At 40.0% G+C, this 13,489-nt stretch carries 14 protein-coding genes and 2 pseudogenes; 10 read left to right on the top strand and 6 right to left on the bottom strand.

The window, feature by feature from the left end:
- The first annotated feature begins 40 nt into the window (after positions 1-40).
- The 7 genes and pseudogenes from V7K79_RS29975 to V7K79_RS10815 form a co-directional block, all read left to right on the top strand.
- Entirely contained in the window at positions 41-298 is a 258-nt protein-coding gene (locus V7K79_RS29975; RefSeq protein WP_442938909.1) for a ribulose bisphosphate carboxylase small subunit, read from the top strand.
- 190 nt (positions 299-488) lie between these two features.
- Positions 489-1,262: a transferase gene (locus V7K79_RS10840; protein WP_335047414.1), complete on the top strand. Its 774-nt coding sequence runs from the start codon at positions 489-491 to the stop codon at positions 1,260-1,262.
- 57 nt (positions 1,263-1,319) lie between these two features.
- Positions 1,320-2,114, top strand: a complete 795-nt coding sequence (locus V7K79_RS10835; protein WP_335047413.1) for a BMC domain-containing protein — start codon at positions 1,320-1,322, stop codon at positions 2,112-2,114.
- Between the two features lie 246 nt (positions 2,115-2,360).
- A complete protein-coding gene (locus V7K79_RS10830; RefSeq protein WP_335047411.1) occupies positions 2,361-3,302 on the top strand; it encodes a LysR family transcriptional regulator in 942 nt (313 codons plus the stop codon).
- Between the two features lie 322 nt (positions 3,303-3,624).
- Positions 3,625-5,256, top strand: coding sequence for a mucoidy inhibitor MuiA family protein (locus tag V7K79_RS10825; RefSeq protein ID WP_335047409.1), 1,632 nt, complete (start codon positions 3,625-3,627; stop codon positions 5,254-5,256).
- Between the two features lie 288 nt (positions 5,257-5,544).
- Complete coding sequence (gene psb34 / locus V7K79_RS10820) at positions 5,545-5,715, top strand: photosystem II assembly protein Psb34 (RefSeq protein ID WP_335047408.1); 171 nt, start codon at positions 5,545-5,547, stop codon at positions 5,713-5,715.
- Between the two features lie 643 nt (positions 5,716-6,358).
- Positions 6,359-6,479 (top strand): annotated as a pseudogene (locus V7K79_RS10815) (IS5/IS1182 family transposase); the annotation flags it as partial.
- A gap of 627 nt (positions 6,480-7,106) precedes the next feature.
- Here V7K79_RS10815 and V7K79_RS10810 read toward each other — a convergent pair.
- Positions 7,107-7,589 (bottom strand): tetratricopeptide repeat protein, encoded by a 483-nt coding sequence (locus V7K79_RS10810; RefSeq protein WP_335047406.1) that lies wholly within the window; start codon positions 7,587-7,589, stop codon positions 7,107-7,109.
- Positions 7,590-8,423: 834 nt separating this feature from the next.
- Between V7K79_RS10810 and V7K79_RS10805 the strand changes: the two genes are divergently transcribed.
- Positions 8,424-8,888, top strand: a complete 465-nt coding sequence (locus V7K79_RS10805) for a DUF2294 domain-containing protein (protein WP_335047404.1) — start codon at positions 8,424-8,426, stop codon at positions 8,886-8,888.
- Here V7K79_RS10805 and V7K79_RS10800 read toward each other — a convergent pair.
- On the bottom strand, positions 8,869-9,138 hold the full coding sequence (locus V7K79_RS10800) for a response regulator (RefSeq protein WP_335047402.1): 270 nt from the start codon (positions 9,136-9,138) through the stop codon (positions 8,869-8,871). The genes V7K79_RS10805 and V7K79_RS10800 overlap by 20 nt on opposite strands.
- A gap of 497 nt (positions 9,139-9,635) precedes the next feature.
- Positions 9,636-10,940 (bottom strand): CCA tRNA nucleotidyltransferase, encoded by a 1,305-nt coding sequence (locus V7K79_RS10795; protein ID WP_335047400.1) that lies wholly within the window; start codon positions 10,938-10,940, stop codon positions 9,636-9,638.
- An 86-nt stretch (positions 10,941-11,026) separates the two neighbouring features.
- Here V7K79_RS10795 and V7K79_RS10790 point away from each other — a divergent pair, with 86 nt between their 5' ends.
- On the top strand, positions 11,027-11,275 hold the full coding sequence (locus V7K79_RS10790) for a Ycf34 family protein (RefSeq protein WP_335047398.1): 249 nt from the start codon (positions 11,027-11,029) through the stop codon (positions 11,273-11,275).
- A gap of 76 nt (positions 11,276-11,351) precedes the next feature.
- Here the strand turns inward: V7K79_RS10790 and V7K79_RS10785 are convergent, their stop codons facing one another.
- Positions 11,352-11,534 (bottom strand): hypothetical protein, encoded by a 183-nt coding sequence (locus V7K79_RS10785; protein ID WP_335047395.1) that lies wholly within the window; start codon positions 11,532-11,534, stop codon positions 11,352-11,354.
- A 128-nt stretch (positions 11,535-11,662) separates the two neighbouring features.
- Here V7K79_RS10785 and tsaB point away from each other — a divergent pair, with 128 nt between their 5' ends.
- Entirely contained in the window at positions 11,663-12,319 is a 657-nt protein-coding gene (gene tsaB / locus V7K79_RS10780; protein ID WP_335047394.1) for a tRNA (adenosine(37)-N6)-threonylcarbamoyltransferase complex dimerization subunit type 1 TsaB, read from the top strand.
- A 25-nt stretch (positions 12,320-12,344) separates the two neighbouring features.
- Here tsaB and V7K79_RS10775 read toward each other — a convergent pair whose 3' ends face one another.
- The gene (locus tag V7K79_RS10775) at positions 12,345-13,088 is read right to left on the bottom strand and encodes an AEC family transporter (protein WP_335047392.1); all 744 of its coding nucleotides are present in this window, start codon (positions 13,086-13,088) and stop codon (positions 12,345-12,347) included.
- 105 nt (positions 13,089-13,193) lie between these two features.
- A pseudogene (locus V7K79_RS10770) lies at positions 13,194-13,391 on the bottom strand (AEC family transporter); the annotation flags it as partial.
- Positions 13,392-13,489 lie beyond the last annotated feature (98 nt).

The raw sequence follows: 13,489 nt of genomic DNA, 5'->3' as shown, positions 1-13,489 counted from the left end.
GTACTCTACTACTGCTACAGCAACAGCTACCAGTACTCGTTTGAGTTCTGAAGTAGTAGACCAACTCCGGCAATTATTGGCTAGCGGCTCAAAAATTAGCCTTGAACACGTGGATGAGCGCCGCTTCCGGATAAATTCCTGGACTAGTATCGGTCACATTCAAGCATCCTCAGAAAGAGAAGCGATCGCTGCTGTAGAAGGGCACCTCCACGAATATCCAGGGGAATATGTGCGCTTAATTGGTGTTGACCCCAAAGCCAAGCGTCGCGTATTAGAAACGATTATTCAAAGACCATAGCAGTGCTGAGTTAAAAGTGCTGAGTGCTGAGTTAACACTTTCAAGAGACCAGTCACACCAACTGTAAACTCAAATTTTAAAACATACTAATTACTCAGCACCCGCCAAATGCCCCGCTGACGCTAACAGAACTCAGCACTCAGCACTCATCACTCAGAACTACATCCGGCTTGAGAGGTTATAAATTTCCATGTCTGTGCCGCTACTGCGCCTCAACAATAACTTTGATACTTACATTAGTGGTGAGGTGACTATTCATCCAAGCGCGGTACTTGCACCTGGTGTGATCCTGCAAGCGGCTGTAAACAGCAAGATCATCATTGGACCAGGGGTCTGTATTGGCATGGGAGCAATTCTCCAAGTCCATGAAGGCACTCTAGAAGTAGAAGCAGGTGCAAACCTGGGAGCAGGTTTTTTGATGATTGGTGAGGGCAAAATTGGCGCAAATGCTTGTATTGGTTCTGCGACTACAGTTTTTAACTACTCGGTTGAACCTGGACAAGTAGTACCGCCTGGTTCAATTTTAGGAGACACCAGTCGGCAGATTGCTCTGACAAAGCAGCCAGAACCATCTATAAATAACCCAACTTCTACTACAAATACACCATCACCGAAGGGAGAGGAAAATCGTTTTGGTGGAGTTAAGGAAAAGGAAATTTCCTCAACTAATTTCTCAGCTTCGGCTTTTGTAGATTTCAAACAAAACAAGTCGATTTCTTATTTTAAATCTCCCGCAACTCCAGAAAGTCAGCCTCCTCCTGTGGAGGAACCAACGAATTATACTGACTCCACTTTGGCAAAAGCTCCCCAACAGTCTACAGAACAGAACTCAGACCTCAGTCAGGCAGCCGCAGAATCCTCTAACGGTTTTGGGACTCAAATTTATGGACAAGGGAGCATAAACAGACTGTTGACTACACTGTTTCCTCATAGACAATCCTTGAGCGACCCAAATGACGATTAGTCCGAGTAAGTGTTAATTGTAAGTTATCGGCTTTTTCCGTATTTTGGAGAATTCATCATGGAAACATACAATCAACGGTCTATTCGCACTATTCAGGGAGCGAGTGGTCGAGAAACTTTTCAGGATACTGCTTTGGGTTTAGTTTCTACCCGCAGCTTTCCGGCGATCGTTGGTACAGCAGATATGATGCTGAAATCAGCGGGAGTTCATCTGGTAGGGTATGAAAAAATCGGTAGCGGTTATTGTACTGCGATCGTTCGGGGTGGAATTGCTGACGTGCGTTTGGCGGTAGAATCAGGCGTGCAAACGGCTGAACAGTTTGGTCAATTGATTTCTAGCTTAGTGATTCCCCGACCCTATCCCAACCTAGATATAGTACTTCCCATCACAACCCGTTTCACTAAATTGATGGAGGAGGGCAATTCCAGCCGTCTGAGTAATCAAGCAATTGGTTTGGTAGAAACGCGAGGATTTCCAGCGATGGTTGGAGCGTGTGATGCCATGCTCAAAGCTGCTGATGTTCATTTAGCAGCTTATGAAAAAATTGGTGGGGGTTTGTGTACGGCTATTATTCGTGGTTCTGTAGCAAATGTGGCAGTAGCAGTGGAAGCGGGAATGTTTGAAGCAGAACGCATTGGGGAATTGAATGCAGTGATGGTAATTCCTCGACCGCTGGATGAAATGGAGCAAACCTTGCCATTGGCAAGCTGCTGGATAGAAGAACACGAACCGTTAAACTTGCCAGTGAATATTAAAGAAAAAGAACAAGTTGCAGAAATCGAGGTACTAAGATTACCAGACTTAACCAAACTACCTACAAAAGTTCAAGAAGAATTATGGAATGATGAATGATGATAGATGAATTTTTAAAAATCATCTATCATCATTCATCGTTTAGATGGAAGGCATCTTATGCTTAAGCTATTCAAAATAATAGCTTTTTCAATATATAAATAAAATATCTTTATTTGAATAAACATGATAGAGTTTTATCTATGATAAAACTCGTAACTTTCTGTGAGCATTAGTATATCATTTGCCAGTGTTCAGCAATACTAGATTTATATCTATTAATCGCTATATATAGGAGAATCATCTTTGAACCAAGCGACGCTGCACCAGTTAAAGGTGTTCGAGGCAGCGGCACGGCACAGTAGCTTTACTCGTGCTGCTGAGGAATTGTTTCTCACCCAACCTACCGTTTCTATGCAGATCAAGCAGCTCACAAAATCGGTAGGTTTGCCATTATTTGAGCAAGTGGGGAAGCGATTGTATCTGACGGAGGCAGGACGAGAATTATTTGCTACTTGTCGGCAAATTTTTCACAATATAGCCCAGTATGAGATGAAGGTAGCAGATTTAAAAGGGCTAAAACAAGGACAATTACGTTTGGCAGTGATTACAACAGCAAAATATTTTATCCCACGTTTGTTAGGCCCATTTTGCGAACTTTATCCAGGGATTGATATCTCGCTGCAAGTTACAAATCACGAACAAATTTTGGAACGGATGAGTCAAAACCTGGATGACTTATATATTATGAGTCAAATTCCAGACAATATAGATGTGACTTGTGAACCATTTTTAGAAAATCCTTTGATAGTCTTTGCACCAACAAATCATCCTTTATCCAAAGAAAAAAATATTCCTATACAACGCCTGTCTAATCAACCTTTTATTATGCGGGAACCAGGTTCAGGAACTCGTCGCGCCGTCCAAAAGCTATTTGAAGAAGAAGGGGTGATGGTAAAAGTCAAGCTAGAATTGGGAAGTAATGAAGCAATTAAACAAGCGATCGCAGGTGGTTTAGGAATTTCTGTTTTATCCCGTCATACCTTACTATCAGACGCTTCAGAGTTCAACATTTTAGATGTGCAACACTTCCCCATTCAGCGGTATTGGTACATGGTTTACCCATCTGGTAAGCAGCTATCTATCGTCGCTCGTGCCTATTATGAGTATCTACTAGCTGCGGCAAAGAATTTTGTCGAGCAAAAAACTGATACTGCTTACAGTACGTTTGAACCAATCCGCAAATAAGAGAGTTCGTAATTCGTAATTTATGAATTACGAATTCTCTATAGGACTTACCCACAGGTTACGGAAAATTAAACCACAGAGAAGCCAGTGCGCCCTTGCGGTTTCCCGACTTGTACCCCTTTGGGGAAGCAAGCTACGCGTAGCATCTCCCCTTCTCCCAAAGGGAGAGGCTAGCGCCAAGGGAGAAGCAACTGGCGCGACACAGAGAAATAAGAGCTAAAAAGGTTTTTTGCGTAAGTTTTACTTTAAAGGGGTTGACTGTTAGACCAGGAAACATTGACAATTAACCAGCAGAATCATTAAAAATGGGGGAAAACTAGCTGTGGTTAACCCGGAAATACCGTCTTGGCGCAAAACAGTACAAAGCGAGATTGTAGCTGTTACCGTGTATTCTGACAGAGCATTGGTTACACGGCGGGGTGTAGTTGATTTAACAGGAATTGAACAGGAATTAGTAATTACCCCAGTGCCAATGACTTTAGAAAGTGAGTCTGTTCGGGTTAGCGGTACAGGTAGGGTAGGGGTGCGCTTGGTGGGAGTTAGTAGCGATCGCATCTACACTACTGAACCTGTAGCGGAGCGAGTAGCACATTTGACAAGGCAAATTCAGCAATTAGAAGCAGAAAAACGCCACCTACAAGCCCAAATAGATGCTTTAGCATTGCAATCTAGTTTTATCGGCGGCTTACGTGAAAAAACGGAAGAACCTTTTGCACACAGTTTGTCTCGGAAAAATCTCAGCCTCAGCGAAACTTTGGATTTCCTCAACTTTCTCGGAAGCCAGCATAGTGAATATGCGATCGCATCTGGAGAGTGCAAAACTCAACAGCAGGAATTAGATAAACAACTGCAAGCACTCCACACCTCATTACAAATCATCCAAACACCTCATCCCAAAGAGAGTTTTAGTTTAGTTGTAGCTGTTGAAGTCGGAGGTGAAGGGGAATTTGAATTAGAGGTGTCCTACATAGTAAATCGCGCTAGCTGGAATCCTCTTTATGACTTGCGCTTTAGCACTACCAGCGATATTGTGCATCTGAGTTACCTAGCAGAAATTACTCAAAGCACTGGCGAAGATTGGATTGGTGCAAATCTCACCCTTTCTACCGCTAAACCAGGATTAGGTACACTTCCACCCAAACTTGAACCCTGGTATATTGATACCCCACTTCCTCAAAGAGTGCGACGATCTCGACTAGCTGCCCAGCCACCATTGCTGCCTAGCATACCAGAGCCGCCTGCTTCTGTTGCCAGAGCAGATTGGCAAGAAGAAGATGAAGTTGTAGAGGATAGTCTTATTGCAGCAGAATCCGTTACAGCAGAAGTATCTAAAGAAGGGAGTGTAGTTACCTTGAAACTGAATGGTGGTGGTAACATTCCCAGCGATGGTGTACCCCATAAAACTACGATTTTCAACGATGATTATCCTTGTAGCTTCGATTATGTGGCAATGCCGCGCTTGGTAAGTTTTGCTTATCTAGAAGCTAATGTGAAAAATAGTCCCAACGGTGCGACTTTGTTAACAGGTAAAGCGAATATTTTCCGCGACAACGTTTTTGTCGGCACTACTGGATTAGGGAATATTGCACCAGGACAAGAATTCAAACTGAACTTAGGAATTGATGAAGGTTTAAAAATTGAGCGCAACTTAGTTGAACGTCTGGTAGATAAAAGATTAATTAGTAACCAACGCCGGATTACTTATGGTTATCGATTGATAATCACTAACTTACTCGACAAAGAAGTAAATCTGAAACTCACTGAACAACTGCCAGTTAGCCGCAACGAGCAAATCAAAGTACGTCTCAATCGTAGCAACCCACAAATTCAACTTGGTGAAATGGGGATTTTAGAATGGCTGTTAACTCTTCCAGCCCAAGAATGGCGAGAGATACATTACCAGTTCAATATTGAACATCCACCCGATTTAATCATAGTTGGGTTAGATATTTAGAAAATCCTAAAAAACAAATTATCCAATATTTAATAGCGACTGTTACTTCTTTCTATCTTTAACGTATCAGTTCCATTTTCTAATTCACCATTTTTTTTCTGTCTAGAGTAGTAAAAGAGAGCTATGGACAACCTGCTTTCATTGCCTAGAACCGCTTAGCCAGAATCTGCGATCGCAGATAAGTCAGCTTTATACCTACCATCAGTCTTTTTTTGTCAAGTCATATAGACAGTTTGTAACAAAATTGTTATATTTAGTTACATAAATAAACAAAAAAGAGAAAAAACTATGTACACTACCACTAATGAAGACGGCATTCTCAACAACTACGCAGCAGAACCCAAGGTGTACTGCGCTGAGTACCCAGCAATTTGGGAACAACGTAAATACATTTTACAGGGCCTTTTTGCAACTTTAATTGTCACCGCTTTAGCTTTGGTTGGTTTTAGCGTTAGCTAAGATTTTTCGATTTCGGTATCGCTGTATCTCATCGTTAATCTCACTTCTCGACTTTACCTCGGCTAATTTAGTCGGGGCTTTTTATGTCTTAGAGGCTATTTATAAAGTAATAGCAATTCGCAATTTGCAATTGATAAATTTAGATGCAGTAAGGTTTTCCCGGCTTACATCTATGGTTTTATTTTAGAGAATTGGTATAAATCTAAAGAAGAGCCTTCAGATAAAAAGGTAACGACCAAATACTATTTATCAGTATATTTAGGTAGAAACAATGAGACGAAAGTCTTATTCTTAGAGGATGTCTGAAAACTTTTTAGTGTTGTATTCGAGACTTGTATATCCCTCTAAATCCCCCTTAAAAAGGGGGACTTTTAGAAGTTTTCCCCCCTTTTCAAGGGGGGCTAGGGGGGATCGGACGAAATATTTAATACTTCTCAGACATCCTCTTAGGACTTACGCAAAAACTCTCTGAAACTTATACTCCTCCGTGCCGCGCCAGTTGCCTCTCCCTTTGGGAGAAGGGGAGACGCTACACAAGTCTCTTAACCGCAAGGGCGCACTGGCTTCTCTGTGTGCTCTGTGGTTCGATTTTCCCTTATCTATGCGTAAGTCCTGATTCTATCTTAGTGACTCAGAATGGGCAATTTTAGCTCCTTTAATTTCACCCACTAAATACAGTGGATATCCCCGAACAACTGATATGCCAGAAGTATGCAACGCTATCTGCTACCATCTGAAAACTAGATTGTCAGTGGAATATGCTTCTAGCACTTTTTTGTGCCTAGATATTTTGGACGGGTCTATTAATAAACTCACTGGAAACAGTGGGTTTATTAATAGACCATACTACGTTAAAAAACTATTGTGTTGGTTGGTAAATCAAGATAAGAAGCAGATACATAAATTGGTTTGTCTTTAAGATCGGCAAGAATTTTAATTGCTGAGTTGGGATGTGCAATTAGACACTAAGGGTCTTTATTGAAAATTATTGTAACTGTAGCTATGGCATTCATGACATCGATGCCATAAATCATAAAGAAATCTACCGTATCCCCATCAACAATTGAGTACTACTGAGAACTTAGAGACCACTCCTCCTTGATATTTACATTTAAACTATAGTTGTAAATACCAGTGATGTAGGCGCAGTCCATCGTAGACATCGCTTATTAAAATCCACCGTGTTCTGCTTGTACTATCTATTTCGTACTAAAGTTAGCTTTATTCAACTGAAAATTATGAATTTACGGTTGGTTGCTGTTAATACAAGCAGCAATAGCGCTGCTATTAATTTAAATAGAAGCGTATAGAATAAAACTATGGTGACTATAGCGATGAATTGTTGCTGATGAGGATGATAACGGATTCATAAAACAGTATGATGCTCTCTCCTATCTGCCGTTATAGCTAAATCTAAATGTACATTCTAGAATTAACTTTTGATTCACTAGCGAATAGGGCTGAATTTCTAAAGCACGTTGAAAAGCTTGGATAGCTTGACCATACTCTCCTATTGCTGCATAACATAAGCCCATACCATGAAGCGCCCCAAAATGTATTGGATTTATCTGTACAACCATCTGACAATCTGCCAGAGATTTTTGATAATCGCTAATACTGTAATAGAGAAAAGCTCGACGATTCCAAGCTTCGGCAAAATCTGGCTGGTCTTTAATTAATGCCGTCAGCGCTATTTCAGCTTCAGCAATTTCACCTGCATCCAGTAATTTTTGACTACGGTCAATTATTTCCAGCCCATAGATTCCCTTTTGCTGAAACCAGATACGCCAGATTTTTCTGGTTGCGTTGTCACGCACTGTGGGATCTGGGTTTTTCAACTCTTCAAGTAAGGAATTGATAAATAAAGAATCCATGAATTTGAGATCAGTGAATATACCTTTGTATTAACTTTCTCACAAAACATATCGATTAAATCATTTTTAAAGTCATCTTTAAATTAGCCATGAATAATCGCTAATTATGAAATTATTGTGTAATTTATTGTCTTCAACAATACGACTAATACCACACTAGATATTTAAAGTCATAAAAATAAAAACTGATTAGAGGTAGCTAATAGATTTCTTTGGCAACATTAATATGCCAGAACTGCAAGATGCAACAGACAAAGGTAATTTGGTTATCACCAAAGCCGCAGTTGAGGCAGTTCGGTGTTTACTAGGAATTACTAAGCGCTTTGATTGAGATTGCAGAATAACAGTTGCTTTGTTCGTAAAAAATGTGTTACCCAGAGTGGAAGATATGGGCTTCTAAGAATTAATGCGAAATATGTTGTATTGGTTTTTCACAAATTATCTTAATGACTAACATAGTCTTTATTAGAATTTATATTTATCTGCTTACTAGCTGCACCGAAAGGTATATAAATTTTTGTAATTTACATTACATTATGATGTGGTATTATATGCACATGTCATTGATGACTATTTGGTTAAACATGACTAATTAAGTATTGGATTACGAAAGATAGTTACGGTGGGCTACGCATAAGCTGATTAGCCATGAGCAAATGACGATCAAATCCAGTTATTAACCTAATACTATACAAATTGTGAGTTAATAAATTTTACTTCATCAAATTTGGAAAGATCCTTAAATAAATATATACTAAATACATCACATTGATACAGGAACTTTATATAAAATAGTAATTAATTTTCTCAGCTATTCTATAATCATCTACTATAATGTTAGATATTCCAATTTTTCTTCTGATTATAAGAAATAAATATTACATAGTAGTAGTGATGATACAACAGACTATAGGACAATTAGAAATAGAAATATCACAGCGACTTAAAAATTTATATAATGATAAACTAGGAAAGTCTCCTAGCCAAATCATTTGTCATTTTTTTGATACTGAAATCGTAATTTCTATAGAAAACTCTGTTACCCAAGCTGAACAAACTCTACTAAAAGGAGGTTATGCTACTTTAGCCGAACAAGTACGATTATATTTAGATAAAATAATTAAACCAGATTTAAAAAATTTGATTGAGGAAATTATTGGTCAACCTGTTCTCTACCTGATGACAAACACAAATACAACAACAGGTCGTTCTGGGATTGTTGTAATTCTGAAAGAATTATCTGAAGTTCGTAATCCCGAATTTATTCCCAAGATAAATGTTAGGAATTTAGCTGACTGATGTGGCGACTGATTACTATTTCTAGTTGATTAAAATCATAGGGTTGAGTAATGCAATCATCTGCTATGAGCATCGTGGAACAATCATCTTGTAACGTTGTTAGAGGTGTGACTGCAATGATTGGGATGGTAGCAGTTTTTGAGTCATGTTTGAGATCGTCGATGACTTGGTTCGCACTCAAATTAGATAGCTTCATATCTAGCAGGATTAAATCTGGTTGATGAGTTTGTGCCAACATCACAGCCCTCACCCCTTGCTTGGTACAAATACATGAAAAATTTAATATTCATAAATGAGAATTAAGTAGCTCTAAATCATGTAAACTCTGTTATAAAACCAAAATTAAAGGCTGTCCATTCATAAGCAGTTAGTCCTGTCCGAGAAAAGCTAGGCATCAAAACTCTATCCATCAGGAAAACCCAAAAGTCTTTGTTTCTAGTATGTGTTTAATTCAATGTACAAACGGCCAACTCAGGCATAAAAATGAATAGGTTAGTGTACAGTTCATTTGGTTATGCATCGGCGTTAAATTTTAGAAAATAATATAGCAAAGCAGTCATAACATCAAGCAAATATTACCATAAGTGATGTATGTAATTGCCTGGATTGACTATAAAGATCGGTATTTTATGGTAAGTAGGGGATATTTAAAGTACTTGAAGTTGCAGATTTACCAGCTTTAGCTAGGAGTGCTAAAATTACTTAGATATTGCTTTTGTTAGATTCCCACAAATTAATTAAGTATATTTAACCATCAATTAACTGACGTGCATAAGCGATCGCCTCTGTTGGTGTTGAAACTTTTCCCTCAGCTTGTGCTACGGCAATTTCTGTTAACAGTTGACCAATGATTGGCGAAGCTGGAATATCTAATGTTATAATCAACTCCTTCCCGCTTACTAGTGGAGTGGGATGAGCGATCGCATCATCAGGGTTAAGGTAGCGGTCGATCAAAGGTGCTAAGACTTGGTAGCTCATTGCTTTAGTTTCCACTGCTGTGTGTAGTGGTTTGTCACCAGATATTGCCTCTACCAAATTATTAATTGCTACAGCAAGCACTGCCGTAGCAGGGAATACAATATCTGCGTTATGAAACAAAAAGTATTGTTCTCGCAAGGACATATCAACTACTTGAAATTGCGGTAACAGTTTCAAAGCAGTAGTTACACTTCGGATTTCTGCACGACTATAAGTTAGTTCCTGTAGCTCTATTTCTGCTAATTCTGGATCTGGGTTGACAAGACAAGCAAGTTTGGCAATACCTAGCCAAGTAGTTTTAATACTACTGCGAATATATCCTTGCAGTTGTACCCCTAGTTGTTGCCACTTTTCTATGAGCAAGGCGGCAGCTATGTCAACTGCTGCTAATTTGAGTAAGCTTTCACGGGTGGCATTTTTGAAAAATGGGGCAAGTAAACCATCTTCCCAAGCCATTGTTATCCAAGGAGTACCCTGAGAATTGCTGAGTAGATAGCCAATTTCTACCCTAACTCTTTCGGCTGCAACTTTGCCAAGATGTGATGCCAAAGAACGAATTGCAGCTTGGGTAGCTGGTTCAATAGTAAAACCTAGTTGGGCGGCTTGGCGATAACCTCGCATTAACCGCAAAGGGTCATCTTTTAAGTTCGCAGATGATACCATTCGCAAAATACCCTGTTGTAAGTCTATATAACCTTGTAGAGGATCGATAATTTCTTGCGTATGGGGATTATAAGCGATCGCATTTACTGTAAAGTCCCGTCTGTGCAAATCAACTTCTAAACTATCTCCTTCCTGTTGGGCAAAGTCAGCTGTAGCGTGGGGAAAAACCACGCGTGCAATTTGTCGTTCGGCATCAAGTAACACAAAACCAGCTTTGTAATGATGAGCGATCGCTCTTGCAACCTTTACCGCTTTGGATGGTATAACAAAATCTAGATCCAGATATTCGCGAGTTCTGCCAAGAATCGCATCTCGGACAGCCCCACCTACCATGTAAGCTGGTTCTGGCAAGAATTCCAAGCTGAAAGGCCAATTTTCGGGAGCTAGGGTAGAAGGAATTGATTCGTGCATTGTAATAAAAATCAACCCAGCAACTCATGAATAACAGTTGGGCTTAAGTTAGATTAACTCTTAAAGCCCCTGGAGTTGGTTCTATTATGTGTATTTGCGTGAACTGCCACTATGTAGACAGCTGTTTTACCTATCATGCCGTAGAAGGGCAGCACCAACAGCCTCACTTGACTCAAACACCAAATTTTGATCCGAATGAACCTTCTATCAATGTCAACATTCGGACTAATGAGGATGTGATTGAAATGGAATGGGATGTTGTTGGTTGTCTGAGTTTTAAGCGGGAAACAGGTAAGTGGTCGAAATTGCGTCCTGGTGAATTAGTGCCCACTTGATAGAAAATGATTGGTGTATCTTACAGCTATTTTCAGGTAAATAGACCACGCGGTAGGGGCACAGCATTGCTGTGCCCTAATGACAGATGTGCTTCAAATACATGAAAACTGCTGTAATGAGATTTTGTCTTTCAACGATCGCAAATGGTGTAGGCAGGAAAGCGATCGCTATTAGAGAGTGAACAGTAAGCGAACATTTGCGATCGCCTACTACGGCAAACGCTTGCGTCATCGCGTTCTGATTTTGTTGAAACAGCAAAACCTTTATCCTGAAAATTTTGTCCAAAGCAGAAGAAAAGATATGTAGTATATTCTAATTAAGAACTGCTATATTATATGCTTGAATAATTCACGTTAACTTGATAAAAATAGATATTTTAAATAATTTTGCTAACGGAACAAGCCGACCTTACCATAAATAAATACGCTTTAGCACTACATACCACCACACCAGAATTAGGTTTGGGAATTAGTAATTTTGTAGGCGATACTCGCTCTAAAGTTTGGAACTTGGGGCGTGATTTATCTAGCCTAATGCATCAATATTTAATTGAATTTATCAAACCGCAAACTTGGGCAGATTTGTCCTTTATTGCAGTTGCAAAAGGCCCCGGCGGCTTCACGGGAACTCGGATTGGTGTTGTTACTGCTCGTACATTAGGGCAACAATTAAATATTCCTGTATTTGCGATTTCAACTTTGGCTGCGGTAGCTTGGTCAGAAGCAGGCGAAAGTCAAAATCCAAAAACTATTGCTGTGGAAATGCCAGCACAACGAGGTCAAATTTTTGCTGCTATTTATCAGTTTGAGCCAGATAATTCTAAACTAAAAGTGTGTTTGCCAGATAGAGTGTTGACACCAGAAGTATGGCAGGAAACTTTAGCGAATTGGAACACTAATTATCAGTTGATTCAAGCCCAATCTGGGTTAGCAGCAACGGTGACAAGTATTTTGGAATTAGCTAATCTCGATTGGCAAGAGGGTAAGTGTCCTAATTGGTCAGAGGCTTTGCCATATTATGGGCAACATCCTGTAGAAGTTTAACTAACATACGTCAATCTATTCAAAATTAAAATAGCCACAGCCAAACTGGGAGAGTAACTAACAATACTATCGCCCCAGCAGCTAAGGCGGTAACTGCCAGATCGCGATCGAGATTGAATGTCTCAGCAATTACCAGTGTGGCGAAAGCTGGAGGCATAGCCGCTTGTAGCACGATTATCTTTGCGATCGCCCTAGTTAATCCAAACAGGGGTAAAATGCTACCCAATATCAAGGGAACTAGCAGCATTTTGATTCCTAAGCTCATCCCTACTTGTGGTAGGCTACCCCAAGATTTGAGCAGTGCCAGTCGCATTCCAATTAATACTAGAGATAAAGCTACACTACTCCAAGCAAATTTCTCCAGGCAGAATTCCACAACTGTGGGAATTGTCACCTGCCGAAACAGCAAGCCAAATCCGAAACCCCACAGGGCAGGATTAATTAAGATGGGCCTAGCAATCTGCCAATGATTATGGATACTACCGCCAAAACGCGCTGCTAGTAACACACCCAAGCCATAAGCTCCTGGAAATGAACCTAGCAAATCGTAAAATAACGCCCAAGCAAAGTATTCTTTGCCTACCATTGCTAAGGTAATCGGAAAACCAAGATAACCTGTATTACCCAACATTGCTGCTAATATCAAGCTAGCCTGAGTTGGTGGCTGGGGAACAGTCTTTTTAAAATAGGCTTGTGCTTTAATCCCTAACCAAGCTAAAAATGCTCCTAGTGAAATGGCTAGGTAAGTAGAACGATGTGGAAAAACCAAACTATGTTAAGAAAAATTAAATAGACTCAAACCCTCTTCCCTCCTGCCTCCTGCCTTCTGACTCCTGCCTCATCCCAACGATAAATATTCACACCAACCTACTTAAGCGATCGCAGGTGCAATCCAAATTTGCCCCGACAAGCTAGATTGACGCAAAAACGATACTATGCTTATGGGTACTCCCACCCAAAAAAGAAACCGTCCCAAACGTGTAGGAACTGTTACAGGTAGTTTGCGTCCCAGAATAAAACCTACCAGGACTAATCCCCCCAGCTTGACGTATAGTTCTAAAAGGTTTGTCAAGGTTGTGCCTCAGAACCACAGATGTAAAATGCTACCTGTTACGTCTACTTTTGTCCAGTGCAAAATCTGTTATGGCTATTCCACAAAAACAGGAGTTT

Source organism: Nostoc sp., from assembly GCF_036917575.1.
Classification (GTDB): domain Bacteria; phylum Cyanobacteriota; class Cyanobacteriia; order Cyanobacteriales; family Nostocaceae; genus Nostoc.
The sequence above is the reverse complement of the archived record's forward strand: the minus strand, read 5'-3'. Positions and strand labels throughout refer to the sequence as shown.

Excerpts from the sequence above, each read along its gene's own strand:
- V7K79_RS10840 (WP_335047414.1), top strand. The coding sequence starts at position 489 with ATGTCTGTGCCGCTACTGCGCCTCAACAATAACTTTGATACTTACATT.
- V7K79_RS10835 (WP_335047413.1), top strand. The coding sequence starts at position 1,320 with ATGGAAACATACAATCAACGGTCTATTCGCACTATTCAGGGAGCGAGT.
- psb34 (WP_335047408.1), top strand. The coding sequence starts at position 5,545 with ATGTACACTACCACTAATGAAGACGGCATTCTCAACAACTACGCAGCA.
- V7K79_RS10810 (WP_335047406.1), bottom strand. The coding sequence starts at position 7,589 with ATGGATTCTTTATTTATCAATTCCTTACTTGAAGAGTTGAAAAACCCA.
- V7K79_RS10805 (WP_335047404.1), top strand. The coding sequence starts at position 8,424 with ATGTTAGATATTCCAATTTTTCTTCTGATTATAAGAAATAAATATTAC.
- V7K79_RS10795 (WP_335047400.1), bottom strand. The coding sequence starts at position 10,940 with ATGCACGAATCAATTCCTTCTACCCTAGCTCCCGAAAATTGGCCTTTC.
- V7K79_RS10790 (WP_335047398.1), top strand. The coding sequence starts at position 11,027 with ATGTGTATTTGCGTGAACTGCCACTATGTAGACAGCTGTTTTACCTAT.